Annotated in this window: 10 protein-coding genes; 4 read left to right on the plus strand and 6 right to left on the minus strand. The window is 63.1% G+C overall.

The window, feature by feature from the left end; all coding sequences use genetic code 11:
- Positions 1–142 precede the first annotated feature (142 nt).
- Positions 143–1,330, minus strand: coding sequence for an MFS transporter (locus ACI512_RS12045; protein ID WP_236379711.1), 1,188 nt, complete (start codon positions 1,328–1,330; stop codon positions 143–145).
- Between the two features lie 156 nt (positions 1,331–1,486).
- On the opposite strand from ACI512_RS12045, the gene ACI512_RS12050 reads away from it, so the two are divergent.
- From ACI512_RS12050 to ACI512_RS12065, 4 genes are all read left to right on the plus strand, one after another.
- Positions 1,487–4,309, plus strand: a complete 2,823-nt coding sequence (locus tag ACI512_RS12050; RefSeq protein ID WP_236379712.1) for an ATP-binding protein — start codon at positions 1,487–1,489, stop codon at positions 4,307–4,309.
- Positions 4,306–5,505, plus strand: coding sequence for an EAL domain-containing protein (locus ACI512_RS12055; protein ID WP_236379713.1), 1,200 nt, complete (start codon positions 4,306–4,308; stop codon positions 5,503–5,505). The genes ACI512_RS12050 and ACI512_RS12055 overlap by 4 nt, the downstream gene beginning before the upstream one ends.
- 124 nt (positions 5,506–5,629) lie before the next feature.
- The gene (locus ACI512_RS12060) at positions 5,630–8,545 is read left to right on the plus strand and encodes a hybrid sensor histidine kinase/response regulator (protein ID WP_236379714.1); all 2,916 of its coding nucleotides are present in this window, start codon (positions 5,630–5,632) and stop codon (positions 8,543–8,545) included.
- The gene (locus tag ACI512_RS12065; RefSeq protein ID WP_236379715.1) at positions 8,545–9,192 is read left to right on the plus strand and encodes a response regulator; all 648 of its coding nucleotides are present in this window, start codon (positions 8,545–8,547) and stop codon (positions 9,190–9,192) included. The genes ACI512_RS12060 and ACI512_RS12065 overlap by 1 nt, the downstream gene beginning before the upstream one ends.
- On the opposite strand, the gene ACI512_RS12070 is transcribed toward ACI512_RS12065, so the two are convergent.
- Genes ACI512_RS12070 through ACI512_RS12090 form a run of 5 tightly spaced genes read right to left on the minus strand, consistent with a single transcriptional unit; the run spans position 9,193 to position 14,369 of the window.
- A complete protein-coding gene (locus ACI512_RS12070; RefSeq protein WP_236379716.1) occupies positions 9,193–9,681 on the minus strand; it encodes a fimbrial protein in 489 nt (162 codons plus the stop codon).
- Entirely contained in the window at positions 9,678–10,148 is a 471-nt protein-coding gene (locus ACI512_RS12075) for a fimbrial protein (RefSeq protein ID WP_236379717.1), read from the minus strand. Before ACI512_RS12075 ends, ACI512_RS12070 begins: the two co-directional genes overlap by 4 nt.
- A 10-nt stretch (positions 10,149–10,158) precedes the next feature.
- A complete protein-coding gene (locus tag ACI512_RS12080; RefSeq protein WP_236379718.1) occupies positions 10,159–11,061 on the minus strand; it encodes a fimbrial protein in 903 nt (300 codons plus the stop codon).
- A 2-nt stretch (positions 11,062–11,063) separates the two neighbouring features.
- Positions 11,064–13,640, minus strand: a complete 2,577-nt coding sequence (locus tag ACI512_RS12085) for a fimbria/pilus outer membrane usher protein (RefSeq protein WP_236379720.1) — start codon at positions 13,638–13,640, stop codon at positions 11,064–11,066.
- 30 nt (positions 13,641–13,670) lie between these two features.
- Positions 13,671–14,369 carry a molecular chaperone gene (locus tag ACI512_RS12090; protein WP_231808311.1) on the minus strand — a complete coding sequence of 233 codons (699 nt, stop codon included), beginning with the start codon at positions 14,367–14,369 and terminating at the stop codon, positions 13,671–13,673.
- Positions 14,370–14,401: the final 32 nt, after the last annotated feature.

The raw sequence follows: 14,401 nt of genomic DNA on the forward strand, positions 1-14,401 counted from the left end.
GCCACGTAAAAGTACGCTTCGTATTAGATGCGAATAGTTCTTGTATAGTGTGTTCGGCGGGCCTCTACACTCAGAGTCGCGCCGACTCAGTACGCCAGTCTTAGGATCATTTCTACGGCACAATCGTTCATAGGCCAGTAGCTCATTGCCCGCCATGCATCCGACGAGCGATGAGGTAAACCCCGAGCCCGACCAACGCCGTGACCGCACCGATATAACCGGTACTCGTCCATCCCAACCCCGCCGTAATCGCCATCCCGCCAAACCACGGCCCCAACGCATTCGCCAGGTTAAACGCCGCATGGTTGGACGCCGCCGCCAAGCTCGGTGCTTCGTGGGCAATATCCATCAGGCGGATTTGCAACGGCGCAGCCAACGACACCATGGTGCCGACCAGGCCCATGCTCAGCAGTACGCCCCATAGCGAGGACGCGGCGAAGGGGAAGAACAGCAACACGGCGATCGACCACACCAATATCAGGCCCACCGCACGAAACTGCAGGCGATCAAACAGTTTGCCGCCCGCGATGTTGCCGATAATCCCACCCACGCCAAACGCGGCGAGGCCAAACGGAATCCATTGCGGCGATACCTTGGTCACTTCGAGCATGGTCGGCGCCAGGTAGCTGAACACGCAGAACATCCCGGCAAACCCAATCGCACCGATCGACAATGCCATCCACACCTGAGGCTTGGTGAAGGCGCGCAGTTCTTTGCGCGGGTCGCTGCGTTGTTCGTCGTGGCGGTGCGGCACGAACTGCCAGACCAAGGCGATGGTGCACAGGGCGATCACGCTCACCAACGCAAACGCCGAGCGCCAGCCCAGGTGTTGGCCGAGGAAGGTGGCGATGGGGTTGCCGAGCAGCATGGCCAGGGTCAGGCCCAGCATGACGCGGGCCACGGCGCCGGCGCGTTTATCGTTGGGCACCATGCTGGACGCCACTACCGCGGCAATCCCGAAATAAGCACCGTGGGGCAGGCCGCTGATAAAGCGGAAGGCCACCAGCGAACCAAAGGTGGGGGTAAACGCGGTCGCCAGGTTACCCAGGGCATACAGCCCCATGAGCAACAGCAGCATGTGTTTGCGCAGCAGCTTGGCGCCAAGGATGGCCAGCAACGGCGCGCCGACCATCACGCCGAGGGCGTAGGCGCTGATGGCGTGGCCGACCTGGGGTTCGCTTAAACCCAGGTTCTGGGCGATGTCGGGCATCAGGCCCATGATGGCGAATTCGCCAGTACCGATAGCGAAAGCGCCCACGGCCATGGCCGCTTCCATTTTGGCGGCACTGCGCGCGGGCAGCACGTGCCCGGGAGTTTGGTGGATAGACATGGATCGCTCTGTTGGGATGGATAACACGAAAGACCGCCGCGGATGCTACGCACGCCGCGGCGAACCTGTCTAGAACAGCGTTTGGCGGCAGAGTTCAATGGCGCTTTGAGATCCGTCTTATTCTCCCGCCTCCTTGCGCTCCGTACGCTTGCGGTGATGAAACTCAAACATTTCCTGCAACCCCTCGACGCCACCTTCTCCACGCCCAAGGCCGCCCGCAAGCTGCTGCGCCTGTTCGCCCTGGCGTTGGTGTTGGGTGTGTATGCGGGCGCCTACAGCTATTTGCGCGCTGCGTTCAGCGAGGAGATTTCGTTGCGGCGCAGTTACATGAATGAGGCGATTTCCGATGCGCAGAGTTTTTTTGTCAGCCGCCAGACGCTGTTGAAAAGCCTCGGCCTGTCCACCGTGCGGCATGTAACGCCGCCCGTGGGCAACCTCAATAACGTGCCCGCCGAGGAAGTGCATATCACCCTGGGGGAGGCGGGCAATATCTGGAGCCTGTGGCTGACCCGACGCCTGCTCGACTACCTGGAGGCGAACCAGGTCAACCTGATTTATGTGGCCCAGCGTGCCGAGCCTAGCGTGGAGCGCCTGTTCACCGTCGGCCCGGCACCGGAGGCGGTGCCGGAGACGGTGTTGCAGCGGCTGATGGCGGTCGATACCGGCAAGGTCTCGGTCAGCGACGAGCTGTGGCTCACCGAGCAAAGCCGGCTGGATTCGCCGCTGTATATTTTTACCCGCCTGGATGACCGCAGCCCCACCTCGGGTTGGCTCGGCCTGGAGGTCGATGGACCGGACCTGATCAACGCCCTGCAGCATGAAAAGGCTGGCGACTTCATGTTGCTCGACGCCGCAGGCCAGCTGATTTTCAGCAGCACGCCCGATCAACCAGCGGCGGCGCAGGTGCTGCGCCAGTATCATTCCACGGCCAGTTTCGGCTGGGAGGGCAGTCGCTGGTTGCCGGACCGCTTGGCCATCCGCAAACACCTGGGCTATTCCCAATGGCAGATCGTTTACAGCCTGGAGCTGAGTTCGTTGCTGCCCAGCCTGGCGTTGCCGCTGCTGGTGTGCCTGCTGCTGTGCGCACTGGCGAGCCTGTTGATGATGCGGCTGGTGCGACGTATCGATCAGCGGCTGATCATCCCGGCGGCCAATCGTATCGAAGCCTTGGTAGAAAGCGAGGCGTTCAGCAGCGCGGTCATTCGTATCGCGCCGGTGGCCTTGTGCGTATTGCGCCGCAGTGACGGCGAAGTGGTGCTGGAGAATCCCTTGTCGCGCCAATGGCTGGGCAACGGGCAGGAGCGCCAGCAGTTGTGCCACGACTGGATTCGCCGGGCCTTTCACGCCGGCGAGCAAAGCAACACCGACGAGCTGCAAATAGCCGACGGTCGCCACTTGTTCCTGAGCTTCGCACCCACCCGTTATCAACGTGAGGAAGTGTTGATCTGCGCGTTCAGCGATATCACCGAGCGCAAACAGGTGGAGCTGGCCTTGCAGCAGGCGCGTACCTTGGCGGATGCGGCCAATGAGGCCAAGACGTTGTTCCTGGCGACCATGAGCCATGAAATCCGCACCCCCCTTTACGGGGTGTTGGGCACCCTGGAGTTGCTCGCCCGCACCGACCTCAACAGCCAGCAGCGCGGCTACCTGAATGCCATCGAAGGCTCGTCGGCGAACTTGCTGCAACTGATCTGTGATGTGCTGGATGTGTCGAAAATCGAAGCAGGGCAACTGTCCCTCGAACTCAGCGTATTTTCCCCGCTGGAGCTGGTGCAGGAGGTGATTCAAGGCTACGCGGGCGCCGCCCAGAGCAAGGGCTTGCAGCTGTTTGCCTGCCTCGACCCGCAACTGCCCGACCAGGTGCGCGGCGATGTCACGCGTATCCGCCAGATCCTCAATAACCTGCTCAACAATGCGCTCAAGTTCACCGAGAGCGGGCGCATCGTATTGCGCTTGCGCCTGGAGAGCCGCGAAGGCGAGCGCGCCCTGTTGCAGTGGCAAGTGGTCGATACCGGCAAGGGTATTGCGGCGCACGATCAGCCGTATTTGTTCGAGCCGTTTTTCCAGGCCAGCGGCAATGCCAATGTGGTGGCGGGCACCGGGCTTGGGTTGTCGATCTGCAAGCGCCTGGTGCACCTCATGAACGGTACGCTGCGGCTGGTCAGCGAGCCGGGACTGGGCAGCAGTTTTACCTTCACCTTGCCGTTGGAGCAGGTTGACGAATACGCGCATGAGCCGTGGGCGTTGCCCTTGCTGGGCGAACGCGTCTATGTAGTGTCGCCGGTACGCGAGCTGGCCGAAAGCATTGGCGGCTGGTTGCGGCGTTGGGGCGCGCGGGCGCAATTGGGCCTGCCGCACTCGGTCGAGGCCGACCCCGGCGCGGTGCTGGTGGAGCTGTATCCCGGCCCGGTCGACCCCGGCCAACGGCTGCGCTGGTCCGGGCCTCGGGTGATGGCGGCCGCCGATGAACATGGTGTCCATCAAGGGCCGGGTGCCTGTTGGCAGATCGGCCTGAACCAACTGCAGGCGCTCAATCGCGCGGTCAGCCGCGCCCAGGGTATCGAGGAACACCCGTCGCCAACGCCTTGCGAGGTGCCGGCCGAGATCAACCTCAACCTGCGCCTGCTGGTGGCTGAAGACAACCTGATCAACCAGTTGATCCTGCGTGATCAACTCGAAGAGCTCGGCTGCACCGTGGTGCTCGCGGGCGACGGCATTGAAGCGCTGTCGCTGTGGGGCGAAACCGCGTTCGACTTGATTCTCACCGACGTCAACATGCCGCGCATGAACGGCTACGAACTCACCGAGCAACTGCGCCGCCTCGGGTGCGCGCTGCCGATCATCGGTGCCACCGCCAACGCGATGCTCGATGAAGCCGAGCGCTGCCTCAACGCGGGCATGGACCACTGCCTGGTCAAGCCCTTCACGTTGCGCGTGCTTCACCAGTGCCTGCAGCCTTATCAGAGGAGCGTGCTTTGAGTGCCTATCGCGTGCTCATTGTGGAAGACCATCCTTTTCAGCATGAGTACCTGATCAACGTGTTCCAGGGCATCGGCGGCTTTGACGTCGACGTGGTCTGGGACGGCGCGAGCGCGTTGCAGCGCCTGGCCCGCCAGCGCTATGACCTGTTGCTCAGCGACTTGATGATGCCGGGCATGGACGGCGTGCAGTTGATCCAGCAACTGGCGCACCTGCAGGCGCCACCGGCCTTGGCACTGATGAGCGTGGCCTCGCGGCGCATGCTGGTGGGCGCCGGCCAGGTGGCGGATAACCTGGGCCTCACTGTCGCGGGGTTGATCTCCAAACCGGTGCGCGAGCCCCAGGTGCGCACCCTGCGCGATTGCCTCGACAAACTCGCCGAACAGGCCCGCACACCCTGCTGCCATCGCGGTGTCGGTCTGGCCCGGGAGGACCTTGTGCGCGCCTTGGCCAACGGTGAAATCCAGGCCTGGTTCCAGCCCAAGAAGTCCCTGCATGACGGGCGCATCGTCGGCGCCGAAGCGTTGGCACGCTGGGTCCATCCGGTGGAGGGGGTGTTGCTGCCCAGTGAGTTCCTCGGTGAAATCGAGCGGCTGGGCCTGGAAACCCAACTGCTGACCTGCATCCTCACCCAGTCCCTGACCGCCCAGGCCCAGTGGGCGCAGCTCGGCTACCGGTTGCCGGTGTCGATCAACCTGCCCACGCACTTGCTTGACCAATGCGACCTGGTCGACCGCCTGCTGGCCCAGGTTCAGCAGCGCGACGCCGAGCCTCGGCAAATCACCTTCGAATTGATGGAAAGCTCCACCACACGGTTGCCCAGTAGCTACTACGCTGGAGCATGTCGCCTGCGCATGATGGGCTTTGGCTTGGCGCAGGACGATTTTGGCAAGGGGTTCAGCTCTTACTTCAACCTGGTTTCCACGCCGTTCAACGAAGTGAAGATCGACCGCTCGCTGGTGCACGGCTGTGCCGAGAATGAAAGCCTGGCGTCGGCCCTGCAAAGCATTGTCGAACTGGGCCGCAAGCTGGGGCTGACCACCACGGCCGAAGGCGCTGAAACACAGGCGGAGCTGGCGGTACTGCGGCGTATTCGCTGCGACCAGGTGCAAGGCTTCCTGATCTCCCAGGGCGTTACGGCGGATAAATTCAGCGCGTTGTTGATCGAAGATGGCCCTGCGCCAGCACTTATCTGAGCGGCCAGGGTCACACAGTCAAGAAGCCCGAAGGAAGGGTCGCCCGGTTTGCCGGGCGTTATTGGCCAATGCCGGGATCATGCATAGGCTCCACGTCCTGATTCAGGCTTCTGCGGTACTGACGATGAAACATGCAAGCTTGCGCCTGGATAAACTCGCGCAAAGTTCCCAGCGCCTGAACAAAGCCCTGTTGTTGCTCACCGGGCTCGCCTTGTTGCTGTCCAGCAGTTGCTACTGGGCGGTGTCGCGGTTGCTCGATGCCGAACAGGAAAAAGTCGAGTTTCACTTCGCCCGCGTGGTGGAAATCATCCATGAGCATGAGGCGTTCCTGCGCAACGTTGCCGTCGGCTATAGCCGCAGCAATGCGCCGCCACTGCCGGTGGTGCAATCCACCCAGGTCGTGCAATTGCAGCACGAGGCCGGGCAGGTCGTGGTGCAGGCCAAGGGCTTCGCGCTGTCGTTGCCGTTCACGTTGTCTTACGGTGCGGATTTCACGGCGGATGACACGCGCCGCGCGCTGGCGTTTGGCGTGCAATTGACCGACTACTACGGCGGCTATTGGGCCAGCTCGTTCTACGCCTCACCGCAGCTGTTCGTGTTTACCCCCAATGACGTCGCCAGCCTGGCCGTCCCTGGCATCGGCGGCCTGCGCCAGCATCAGCCGTTGTTGCGCGAGCGCTACCGCGACGTGGTGAGCCGTTTGCACCAGTTGCAGCAGAGCCAAAACCTGTTGCTCACTGACAGGCGCGTGCGCTGGATGCGCGCACCCTTGCAGCTGTATCCAAACACCCGCAGCCTCGTCGCGATGATCGGCCTCGATGCGCCCGCCGCCGTATTGCCGGCCAACCAACCTCAGGGCCTGCTGACGTTAGCGGCGGTTGTCGATACGTCTCAGGTCGATGAGTTCGAGCGGGTGCTGCAACTGTCGGTCTACAACCAGTTCACGCTGATCTCGCCTCAGGGCGATGTATTGCTCGGCAGCCTTGGCGATGAACACTTGGCGCCGCTTGGGCTGAGCTTTAACAGCCAGGGCCTGCGCTTCAAGATGATCAGTGAGGGCGGCGAGCACTGGACCGGCCTGTACGCCATCAGCTACCAGGATTTCCTGCGCTACGCCAAATGGCCGCTGCTGGGCCTGGGTCTTACATTTCTGGCGGCGGTGCTGCTGGGCTGGTGGATCAACCATTGGTACAAGACCCGCATCGTCAGCCCGGCCCAGCGTGCCCAAGAGCGTCTGTTCGAGAGCGAAGCGTTCAACCGCATCATGTTGCACAACGCCCCGGCCGGCCTGTGCGTGGTGCGGCGCAGCGACTGCCAATTGCTGCTGGAAAACCAGCGTGCCCTGCAGCTGGGCGGCACCGCGCCGTTGGTGGACGTACTGCGCGCCAATAACGGGCCGGACACCCCCGGCGAGATGTGCCTGGCCGTACAGGGGCGCTACCTGCAGGTGGTGGTGGTTGCCGCGCGCTACGAGGGCGAAGACGTGTTTCTGTGCGGCTGCAACGACATCACTCGGCATGTGGACGAAGCGCTGTTGCTCGACCAGGCGCGTCAGGAAGCCACCGCCGCCAACGAAGCCAAGACCGTGTTCCTGGCCACCATGAGTCACGAAATCCGCACACCGCTGTATGGCGTGCTCGGCAACCTGGAATTGATGGCCCTGACCGCCATGAGCGAGCGCCAGCGCCAGTACCTGGAAATCATCCAGGGCTCTTCCACCGTGCTGTTCCAACTGATCAGCAATATTCTGGACGTGTCGAAGATCGAGTCCGGGCAAATGGCCGTGGAAGCGGCGCCCTTCAACCCGCAGCAATTGGTCGAGGAAGCGGTGCTGGGCTTTACCGCCACGGCGCGCAACAAGGGCTTGCAGATTGATGCGGAGATCGACCCCCAAGTGCCATGCCAACTGCTCGGCGACGCGGGGCGTATCCGGCAGATCCTGCATAACCTGCTGGGCAATGCGATCAAGTTCACTGAGTCGGGGCGCGTGCGTTTACGGTTGACCGTACAGGCGCTGCTCGCGGATGAAGTCGCCCTGCAATGGCAGGTCACCGACACCGGCGTGGGGATTCCGGAAAAAGCCCTGGACCAGTTGTTCAAGCCGTTCTACCAAGTGGCCAACGGCCAGGATGGCAACGGTGCAGGCCTTGGCCTGTCGATCTGCTCGCGCCTGAGCGAGCTGATGGGCGGTAGCATGCGCGTGGTCAGTGAGCCTGGGCTGGGCAGCAGCTTTTCGCTGTTCATCACCTTGCCGATTGTTGACAGTGCCCCTTCAGTGGCCAGCCCTGAGTTTGCACCGCCGTGTCTTGACGCGCCGTGCTTGAACGTACGGGTGCTGGTGGCCGAAGACAACCCGGTCAGCCAGGCCGTGCTGCAGGAACAGCTCGAAGCGCTCGGCGCCCAAGCCACCGTGGCGCGCGACGGTGAACACGCCCTGCAAATCTGGGGCTCGCAGCCGTTCGACCTGGTGATCACCGACATCAACATGCCGCGCCTGAACGGCTACGACCTGGCCCGTGCCCTGCGTGAACAGGGCGTGCAGGTGCCGATTATCGGCGTCACCGCCAACGCCCTGCGCGAGGAGGGCGAGCGTTGCTTGGCGGTGGGCATGAACGCTTGGGTGGTCAAACCGTTGAGCATGAGCATGCTGCGCCAGGCCTTGATGGCGCACTGTCGCCGCGCAAATGCCTTGGCGGTGCCCCCGACGGACCGCGACCGCGACGGCTGGATCGAGTTGTCCCCGGCCATGCGCCAATTGATGGGCGACACCTTGCTGGCGGACGTGCAGCACATCGAGCAGGGCCTGGCCGTCGGCGATACCGAGCGGGTGCGCCAGCGCCTGCACAGCCTCAACGGTGCGCTGGCCAGTGTGCGCGCCGGGGTTTTATCCGGTGCGTGTCAGGCATGGGAAAACGCGCTGTACGAAGCCCCTCTGGATGACCACGCCGCCACGCAGATCCGCGGGTTGTGCGCGCGGCTGACGGCGGTGGCGCAGTGCTTGCTTGCAGAACTTTCTGCCCAGAACAAGGAAGCTGAATAATGCGAGACATGAACGTTGTGATCGCCGATGACCACCCGATCGTACTGGTGGGCGTGCGCGAGATTGTGCAGCGCGATTCACGTTATCGCCTGGTGGGCGAGGCCGTCAGTTCCAGCCAGTTGATCGAGCTGTTGCGCGCGCATCGGCCGCAAGTGCTGATCACGGATTTCAACATGCCGGGTGATGACACCTACGGCGATGGCCTGAAACTGATCGAGTACATCCTGCGCCACTTTCCCGACACCCAGGTGCTGGTGCTGACCATGATTTCCAACAGCCTGATTCTTACCCGCTTGCAGGAACTGGGCGTGGCCGGCGTGATCCAGAAAAACCACCTGCACGACGAAATCGAAAAAGCCCTGGGCGCCATCAGTGCCCAGCGCAATTACCAGGCGCCTAGGCCTGCGGCGACGTCGGTGGTGGGCAATGCGTACCAAGTGCAGGAGCGCTTCCAGAGCCTGTCGCCGCGGGAAATGGAAGTGCTGCGTTTATTTGTGACGGGCATGAGCGTCAGCGATATCGCGCGGCAACTGAGCCGCAGCAATAAGACCGTCAGCGCGCAGAAAATCTCCGCCATGCGCAAGCTGGAGGTGGACAGTGACCAGGCGTTGCTGACCTATTGCATCGAGGCGCGGCAGTTCCAGTAATCAGCGGTAGGTGATTTGCATCAACAGCATTGCGCTGTAGCTGCCCGCGTCGGGCAGTTCACCCACGGACACGGGCTTGACGCGCAGGGTCAGTTCCAGCGGTCCGTCGGTTACTGGCCAGGTGCCGGTTTCCCCCAGGCTGAAATCAGCCTTCACGCCTTTATTCAGCAAGCCAAGCTGCAAGCCCAGGGCCGGGCGGCTGGTGAGCAGGGTGTGGCTGTCAACGCTGCCCACGCCCGCCGTGAGGGTTAGGCTGACTTGGCTGTTGGCCTGGCAATCGAACACCAACGGCACGTCGGTGACGCTGGCACTGGCGTCGGCCAACTGGTTGAGGTTCACGTTGCCCAGGTCCACCTGTTGCGTACTGGGAAAACGCGCTGAGCAAGGGGGGGCGATCAGCTTGCCGGTGACGTCGACCTTTGTTTGGTCCGCTGCCTGGGCAGCGGCTGCGCCGGTCATCGCCAGCAGTATCCAAAGCAACCTGTTCATAAGTAATTGATGGTCATGACCATGGACGAACTGAAGGCTCCGGGCGTCAATGCCCCGCGCGCAATCAATTGTGCCTTGAGGCTGATATCGACGTTGCCACTCAGGTTGGTGTAGCGCTTGGTGGTGCCGTTGAGGTTGGCCAAGGAATCGTCGGCCGCCCACAACAGCGACACGCCCAAGTTGTCGACGGTGGTTTTGGCGACAGTGGCCGTATGTGTGCCGTTATTGGCGCTGAAGCTGACATTCATCGATGAGCCCGCCGGGCAAATCAATTGCACGGGGATGGGCTGGGTGGCGGTCGTAGCCACTTGGTCGGTGCGTACATCACCAAATTCTGCGGTGAGGGTGGTGCTGGTGCTGAGCACGCACGGCGGACGAGTCAGGGTGCCGCGTACGGTGATGTTCACGGTATCCGCGGCCTGGGCGGTGGCGCTGAGCAGCGCCAGGGCGAGCAGTGAGGTTTTCATGGCGATGGTCTCAGCGATAGTCGATGGTCAGGGTGTATTGGCTCTGGAAGGCACCGGCCGGGGATTGGCCGCTTTCCAATTGCGGGGTGAAACCCAGCCCCAAGCTGTTGCTGCCCTGGCGAAGCTGCAGGGTGCGCGGGCTGTTCAGGTTTACCGGCGTGTTATCCCCCCAGCGTGCCTGCATGTTCAGCCCCGCCAAGGTGGTGCGCGATACGCCGTTACTGGCGCTGACCACCGCTTGGCTTGGCACCAGCGTGGCGGTGGCTTGCACAGCGGCTGGGCAGGTGACTGATACCGAGGTGGATTGCTTCTGGTTACTGAGGTCGGCACTGCTGATGGTGCCGAACGACAGGTCGACGCTGCTCGGTGAACTCAAGCTGCATGCGGGCAGGTAGACCGTGTAGTTAAACGGATATTGCATGAACCATTCGGCCCAATTGGCGTAATTATGCGAAGTCACGCCGAGGTACAGCTGGACATAGCGCCGGCCCGTAGTACGGGGCGCCGTGCCCACCAGTCTGTATCGATAGGGCACCACCGTGTTGAGCGGCAGGGGCCGGCAGGGCCCGCCCAGACAACTCCCTCCATATTGGCCCAGGGGCAACTCAAGCATGTAGGTGTTGCTGTATGGATCGACAAAGCGCAACCGGGCCTGATCGGCGCCGGACATATAGGCGATCTGCGCATTCATGCCGGCCGCATACGGGAAGGCCCGGCGAATGGTGCAAGTGCCGGTATAGGCAATATCGATCTCCTGACCCGGCGTGAACCGGTAGCCATTGCTCGGGTAGCCCGGCATTGAGCATTCGAGGTTGCCACCAATCAAGGCGTGCGCCGATTGCGGCAGGCCGCTCAATACGGCGCACACCAACGCCAGTATCAGCCCAGCGTGCGTTTTGCCCAGGATATTCATGATCACGAATCCTTGGCGCCCGACTCACCGGCCGCGCGCTCACATTGAATGTTCAGTTGAGTAATCCCACCCTCGGCAGGGCCGTCGTCTTGCAGTTTCAATTCGCGGCTGCACCATGGTTGCCCGTCCACGCTGATCAACAGGCGTGCCTCGGGCGGCACGCCGGTCAGGAACGCACGGCCCTTGTCCGCCACCAGGGTGTTGCCCAGCGAACGGCCGTCTGCCGCGAAGAGTTCGGCGCGGGCGGCAAAGGGCGCGGCTTCGCCTTGGGTGTCGCGGATGCGGAACAGAATGCGTTTGCCGCGCCGGGTGTCGAAGTCCGCCAGCACGAAGGCGCCGCGATTGGGCGTGACGTCCTGCACCGGCTCGGCGATGTCGACGTCGGCGGACATCGACTGGGTGTCCAGCGACACACGGTTCTTGCGATAGGGCAGGGCGGACGGCACCACCGTGTAGCCATTGGCATTGGTTCGCACCCCGCGCTTGTTGGTGACCGCCACGTCGGCGGCCCCCGGCGTGGCGACGATCACATTGGTTTCGCCCAGCGGCTGGCTGAACATCAGGTTGCTGCCGTACGCCACCACCGAACCTTCCACGCCCAGGTCCAGTTGGCGGTTGCCGGTGGACTCGTTGTAGGCGCCGCGCACGATCGCGCTTGGCGCGTCGTACTGGGCGGCAAAGGTGCCGCCCGCCTGGCGTTGGGCGCCGTTGACTTGCTGTGACACACCCGCGCTGTAGGCCAGGGTGTCGTCTTCAAACGCGTTGCCGCTGAGGGTCGCGGTGCGTGACGCCGCGCCGCGCGCGCTCTGGTTCATGTTGGCGGTGACCCGCTGGTTGCGCGTGCCGCCCAGGGGCATGCTGATGCTCAGGGACAGGCTGCGATCGCTACTGTCGGCGCCTTTGTTCAGGCCCAACCCGAGGGAGTAGGAAATGCTCCCGGAACTCACGCTGTAACCCAACTGGATCGAGGTGTCGGCCTGGCCCTTGTCCCAATACGCGGTTTTCGACACGTTGGCGTACACCCCGCCGTAGCCGCCCAGTTGTTGGGACACGTTGGCGGTGAAGTTGCTTTTCATATGGCCGCTGCGGTACGTGTCCAGGGTGTGCCCGGCGTTGCGGCTGTTGAGCGCCTCGTTGAACGAGTAGTAGCCGCCGGTGGAGTAGCGGTAGCCGATCAGGCTGAAATTGGTGTCGGTCGCTGCCAGGGATTTGGAATAGCGGAAGCGGAACGACTGGCCGCTGGCGCTGGTTTTCTCATGGCCCATGGCGTCGCTGCGGGCGTGGGTCACGTCCACTGAAATCGCGCCGAAGCCGGCGAAATCGTGGGCGAAACCCAGCAGGCCGGCGTTGTATTGATCACTGAGCAGGCTGGCGCCGAACAGCGTGGTACTGCCGCTCAAGCCTCGGCGTAGCGAGGCCTGGATGAAGGTCGGGGTCTCTTGCACAAACGCTGACTGCGCCGGGCGGTATTGGCCGGCGAAGACCGAGTAGCTCTGTTGCCCCTCGCGCAGCATGTAGGGCACCGACGAAAACGACTGGGTGTAGACCTGGCGCTGGCCATCCGGGCCTTCCACCGTGACCTCGATGTCGCCGTTGCTGGCGGTGGGATAAAGATCGGTCAAGGCAAATGGCCCTGAGGGCACCCATTGCTCATGGATCACGTAGCCGCGCTGGCGGATGATCACCCGCGAGCGGCCATTGGCGATGCCGCGAACCACCGGCGCGAATTCACGGGACTGGTCGGGCAGCATGTCCAGGTCCGAGGCGATGCCCAGGCCGCGATAGGGAATCGCGTCGAATAGGTCGCCTTCGGTGGTGGCGTCGCCCAGGGTGGCAATCGCCATCATGTTGCCCATGTCCCGCTGGGCGTAGGTTTCCATCGACTCCCAGCGCCCGGCGTCGCCCGTGCCTTTCTGCCAGGTCGAGAAATTGCGCAGGCGCCAGGCCCCGGCATTGATGCCGCTGCGCAGGCTGCCGAACTGGTTCTGGCGGCGGCCGCTGTCGGACTCTGCCGTGCTGCCGCTGAAGCTGTAGTTGGTGAACGCCACGTTCTCACCGTCGCTCCACTGTCGACGGCGCACCTCAAACGGAATGCTGCCCAGGTACGCCTGGGGAATCTCGATCGACAGCAATTGGTGGTTGAAGTCGTAGTCGTAGACCACGCCGGCCAGGCCCTGGTCGAAGGCAATGCAGGTGGTGTCGGCGTCGCTTCTGTTGTGCAGGGCGGTGTCGGCCACTCCCTGGGCGCGGAAAAACTCGACATCCAGGCACGGAAACAGCCCGGTGGCCGAGCGGTCCGAGGTGCCGGTGGCGCGTACGAAACGCACATCGCGTTGTTCGACCGCGTGTTGGTTGACCCGCACATCCACCCGATAAATGCCCGGCAACTGGCCTTCGCTCATGGCGCTGACCTGTTGTTTTACCGCCGCCGAACTCTGCCCGCCGCCGATCTCGAGGAACGACGCATCGAACTCGTAGCCGGCATGTGCGGGGGCCAAGTGCAAGGCCACGGCCGCCGCGAGCGGGCAGCCGAAAGCCTTCACGGCGCGACGGCGCGTGAATCGGAATGAACGGGGCATGGGCGTTCCTGGTGGGGGCGTGCGCGTGTATCAGTGAATGCGGATAAGAGGGGCAGTCACGGTGCTGCCGTAGTCGTCGATATAGCTGAGCGACACTTCATCGCCCGCCTTGGCCTGGATCGGCAGTTCGCGCTGTTCCCCGGGGCGCAGCACATCCGGCGCCTGGGTGATCGGCAGGCCGTTGAGCGTGAGTTCGCTGACCACCACGTGAAGCTTGGAGCCGTTATTGAAATGCAATGCCCCCGCCTTGGACGTCCAGCCCACCTGGGCCACCGCGTCCTTGAGCGAACCTTTGACGCCGGCCGGGCGGTAGAACAGCTTGATGGTGGTCTTGAGGGCAATCTGCAGTACGTTCTTGCCTTTCTGGTCGTCGCTCATGGCCGGGATTGCCTTGACGTTCATCAGGAACAGGCTTTCGCGGTCCTGGGGCACATCGGTGCCGCCGGTGAAAATGACGCGCAGGATGTTTTCCTTGTTGGCATCCAGTCGGAACAGCGGCGGGGTGACGATAAAGCTGTCGACGCTTTCTTCATTGCCGCCGCCAAAGCGGCTGACCCAGGACTGCACCAGGTAGGGCGAGGTGTCTTCGCGATTGCTGACCGTGAGGTTGGCTTCGCTGGAAGCGCCGTCGTAGATCAGCCGTGTGGCGCCGACCGTGACGGCGGCGTTGGCGGCCGCGCTGTGCCAGAGCGGGAACAGGGCCAGCAAAAAGTACACTTTAAAACGCATGATGAGGGACCTTTGGAAGTCCGTGGGCCGGC

The sequence above is a fragment of the Pseudomonas petroselini genome (assembly GCF_045037875.1).
Classification (GTDB): domain Bacteria; phylum Pseudomonadota; class Gammaproteobacteria; order Pseudomonadales; family Pseudomonadaceae; genus Aquipseudomonas; species Aquipseudomonas petroselini.